This window comes from Trichloromonas sp. (genome assembly GCF_041583255.1).
Lineage (GTDB): Bacteria > Desulfobacterota > Desulfuromonadia > Desulfuromonadales > Trichloromonadaceae > Trichloromonas.
On sequence record NZ_JBFHGD010000245.1, the window covers coordinates 1 to 4,382 of the forward strand.

Genomic DNA, 4,382 nt, shown 5'->3' on the forward strand with positions numbered 1-4,382 from the left:
AGAGCAGCAGAACCCGCTTGCGAAACATGGAGATGAAGACCCCCATGACCGGCAGGGCGGTAACCGGTCCGCCGATCAGCAGGGCAATGCCTGAGCCCTTGGACAGGGTGATGCCTTCACCGACCTCCGGAGAAATAAAACCGTAGAGCATCGCCGCCGCAGTAATCTGCGGCAGATGCAGGGGGATGGTGGCGAAGGTCAGGGTCAGGATCGGCAGAATCCCCTCACCGGACAAGAGCGCAGAAACCCACTCGGTGGGGACGAACGACGACACCACCACTTCAATGACCAGACCGATCAGGGCGAATCGTCCGATCTTGATCAACCCCTCCCAGAACTTGGCGAGAAAGACCAGAAACTTGTTATGGGTACAGCGGTCGACCCGGTGCGACAGCTGCTGGCCGCAATCACAGCGCAGCTCTTCAACGGGATAGTCCGGGTCATGAAAATCGCCAGCCGGCAGCGCCTTGCGAAAGAGGCGATCTTCGGTGAAACCGAAGCGGCGCAGGAAATGGGTGACATAGCCGGCATACAGCCCCATGAAGATGGCGCAAAAAAGAACCACGTTGGCCCAGCCGGGGCCGAGCTCCCAGTTCAGCAGGGTATATCCCGCCGGGCTCATGAGCGGTGAGGTGACCAGCAATGCCATCGCCGGCGCCAGCGGCAGACCGGCCAGCAGTAAAGATATGACCAGCGGCAGGGTGGCGCAGGCGCAGAGGGGACTGACCACCCCCAGCAGGGCCGACAGGACGATGGAAAGCACACCGAATCGTGTCAGAGCCTTGCGGATTTTGACATGCCACTTGAACGTCCGGATGACCGCCTCAAGCAGAACGCCGATCATCAAAAACGGCAGGATATAAAGAAATTCATGCCAGAGTTCGGCCCCCAGTTCAACTATCAGACTACCCAGATTTTCCATACCAGTCCAATCACCTTACACGGTTAATTTTCTGCCTGCCACACCAGCCGGCAGACGGTTTTTTGCCGGGCTCCCCATGCACACATCGCCGCTGAAAGCCCCGCCAACGCCATCAGCGAAGCCAACCTAGCGCGCAATCAGCTGAAACTCAAGCAAAAGACATTCCACCCGTCAAAAATCTTTGTCTTCACAAAAAAATAATCACAAAAAGCCATTAAAAAAGAATCACACTTCACAAAACCCCTGATATAATTCCTCAAATATGTAATGAAGGAGGGACCCATGGGATTAGGCAGAATTTTTAACACCGAGGATTCCTGGGGGCTATTATTACTGCGCCTCGGCCTGGGCTGTATCTTCATGGCCCACGGGGCCCAGAAGCTGTTCGGCTGGTTTGGCGGAGCGGGCTTTCAAACAACCATCCAGAATTTCCAGCAAGGACTCAACATCCCGATGGAATTAACCGTTCTGGCCATGATCGCCGAGTTTTTCGGCGGACTGGGAGTGCTGGCGGGGTGCCTGACCCGGGTGGCGGCCCTGGGCCTCTGTTCCGTGATGATCGTCGCCATCGTCAAGGTTCACCTGGTCAACGGTTTTTTCATGAACTGGTTCTGCCTTGAGGGACAAGGGCACGGCATCGAATTCAACCTGGCCCTGCTCGCCATGTCGGCCTGCCTGGTGATATCCGGGGGCGGTGAAGCCTCTGTCGACAAGTGGCTGAGTGAGCAGTAATGGCGATGCCATCCCTTAACCCATTGCGACGGCATCCACAGGAACCGGTCTAAAAAGCAAAGGCAGCCCCACGGGCCACCAGCTAAACCACGCGGATGATGAACTCCGGGCAGGCTGCCGCGCAATACCCGCAAAGGATGCAGCGCTGCTCATCCACCCTGGCTTTGCCGTCCACCAGGCTCAGGGCAAAGTTGGTACAGGCCGGAACGCAGGCGCCGCAGCCCTTGCAGAAACGCTCCATGATTTTCAGCTGCCGGCGACCACTTTCGAGCGTTTCCCACTGCGCCGGATCGAGCTCGGCGCCGGAGAACAGCGCAATATTGGCATCAACTTCCCGTTCAGACAACATGCCGACCGCGACGCCATGAACCCCCGCCAGACCAAGCACGTAGCTGAGACTCATGCGCGCTTCACCGATCAGGTTACCGCCGGCCAAAGCCTTCATCGCGTAAACCCCTTTACCGGCCTCGGCGACTTCAGCAATGGCTGCGGCCATCTGCTCTGCCGTCCCGTCGAGAATCCCCATCCCGCGGTGATTGATCAACGGATGAACCACTGCGATGTCAGGGGAGGCCGCCGCCTTGCGGACCGCGCAGATATAGTGGGACGACAAGCCGACATGGGCGATCTTCCCCTCCTCACGCATCTGCAGCAGAACATCGATAACCGAGCGGCGCTCAACCAGCGGATCTGCGATGCGGGCGGCGTGCACATGCACCACGTCCAGGTGATCGACGGCCAGTTCGCGCAAGGCTCTTTCAACATGCTTTCGTGCCGTTTCCGGGTCGCTGGCGTGAGTCTTGCTCGCCAGATAACAACGTCCCCGATAGCCGGCGAGGGCTTCGCGGATGTGCCCGTAGTTTTCATAAAGTTCGGCCGTATCGATCATATTGATGCCACGCTCAAGGGCATACCGGATCAACCTGCCGCCCTCTTCGGGGGGCTTTGCGGCCTGCAGGGGCCCCATCGGCAAAGAGCCGAAAATCAGTGGCGAAACCTCCATGCCGGTACTTCCCAAGAGCACCTTTTTCATGTTATTCTCCCGAAAATTTCACGACCTGCTCTGTTTAGCAGATCATCCCGGGCGGGGCAAGTATTTTCCAGGGTTGCTGCTATACTTGGCTGCACATGTGAGAAAACACGTGTGAAGGAGCGTTTCATGTCCAATGATTTCAAAAACAAGGTCCGGGAACAGTTTGGAAGAACAGCAGACGGCTATGTTCGGGATCAGGGATTTGCCAAAGGAGAAGATCTCGATGAAGCAGTCAACCTGCTGAAACCGACCAGCGAAGACATCATGCTTGATGTTGCCTGCGGTGGAGGACACACGGCTCTTCACTTTGCCCCTCTGGTTCGCAGCGTTGTCGCCTCGGACCTGACCATGCTGATGCTGAAAAAAGCCCAGGAGTATATCAGCGACGAAGGGGGCGTAGACAATGTCACCTTTCGCGAAGCCGACGCCGAAGACCTGCCCTTCCCCTCCGGTTCATTCACATTGCTGACCTGCCGGATCGCCCCCCACCACTTTCCTGACGTCCCCCGGGCCCTGCGCGAGTTCCACCGTGTGCTACGCCGCCAGGGAGGGCGCATGGTCATCATCGACACCCTGCTTCCCGATGAACCCGAAATCGCTGAATTCTACCAGACCATGGAAAAGATGCGGGATCCGACCCACGTTCGGGCCCACAGCAGGCAGGAATGGATTCAGATGATTGAGGAGGCGGGCTTCCATGTTGAAGCAACCAAGACCTTCAACAAGACCCACGATTTTCCGGTCTGGGCCAAACGCGCCGGACTGACCCGGGAAGGTGTAAAAACGCTGGCAAGGTACTTCATTGACTCACCGGCCAAGGTTCACGATTATTTTCAGATTGAAACATTCGCCGGTGAAGTCGAAAGCTATACCGACCAGAAACTCCTTCTGTACGCAACCAGAACCGACAAAAAATAGCATAGCGGGACACCCTCTGTTGGGACCTGGCCCGTTTGCCGACAATCCATTACGCCAGCATCCGCCATAAACATAAAAGCCGCCCCGTTACCGGGGCGGCTTCTATGTTTACCTTACTTCAGTGGTTCCTCCGATCAGGAGAGCTTGCGCCCGCCTTCGGCAGCCCATTTCTCGAGCATCGCGGTGGTAACAGATTTCGGACGCTCGATGGCGTAACCGAGACCGCGGTCCCAGGTGATGTTGGCGAGGCAGCCAAGAGCGCGGCCGACACCGAACAGTACGGTGTAGAAATCCCACTCACGGAGGCCGTAGTACCACTGGATAACACCGGACTGGGCGTCAACGTTCGGCCAGGGATTCTTCGCCTTGCCGTGCTCCATCAGAACACCAGGAGCGGTTTCAAAAATCATGGCGACCAGCTTGAACAGCTTGTCGTCCTTGATGCCGGGGGTGTTGAGGCAGAATTCACGCTGTGACATGTAACGGGGGTCGGTCTTGCGCAGAACGGCATGGCCGTAACCCGGAACAACCTGGCCAGCGTTGAGGGTATCCCACAGGGCCTTGGTGACCAGTTCCTTGGTCGGCTCGCAGTCCTTGCAGTATTTTTCCTGGAACTTGAGGGTCCAGTCGAGAACTTCCTGGTTGGCCAGGCCGTGCAGCGGACCGGCCAGGCCGTTGAGGCCGGCAGCGTAAGCATAGTACGGGTCAGACAGAGCGGAATGGACCAGGTGGGTCGTGTGAGCCGAAACGTTACCGGACTCATGGTCGGAGTGAAGG

General features: G+C 57.5%; 5 protein-coding genes. 2 read left to right on the forward strand and 3 right to left on the reverse strand.

The window, feature by feature from the left end; genetic code table 11:
- Positions 1-922: permease (locus ABYV89_RS14845; RefSeq protein WP_432823713.1), on the reverse strand; the 922-nt coding region annotated here is incomplete at its 3' end.
- Between the two features lie 282 nt (positions 923-1,204).
- Between ABYV89_RS14845 and ABYV89_RS14850 the strand changes: the two genes are divergently transcribed.
- Positions 1,205-1,654: a DoxX family protein gene (locus ABYV89_RS14850; RefSeq protein ID WP_432823714.1), complete on the forward strand. Its 450-nt coding sequence runs from the start codon at positions 1,205-1,207 to the stop codon at positions 1,652-1,654.
- 82 nt (positions 1,655-1,736) lie between these two features.
- Here ABYV89_RS14850 and ABYV89_RS14855 read toward each other — a convergent pair whose 3' ends face one another.
- Complete coding sequence (locus ABYV89_RS14855; RefSeq protein WP_432823715.1) at positions 1,737-2,687, reverse strand: aldo/keto reductase; 951 nt, start codon at positions 2,685-2,687, stop codon at positions 1,737-1,739.
- Positions 2,688-2,813: 126 nt separating this feature from the next.
- On the opposite strand from ABYV89_RS14855, the gene ABYV89_RS14860 reads away from it, so the two are divergent.
- The gene (locus ABYV89_RS14860; RefSeq protein WP_432823716.1) at positions 2,814-3,605 is read left to right on the forward strand and encodes a class I SAM-dependent methyltransferase; all 792 of its coding nucleotides are present in this window, start codon (positions 2,814-2,816) and stop codon (positions 3,603-3,605) included.
- A 134-nt stretch (positions 3,606-3,739) separates the two neighbouring features.
- Here ABYV89_RS14860 and ABYV89_RS14865 read toward each other — a convergent pair.
- Positions 3,740-4,382, reverse strand: a 643-nt coding sequence (locus tag ABYV89_RS14865) for a citrate (Si)-synthase (protein ID WP_432823717.1), incomplete at its 5' end; no start/stop codon positions are given.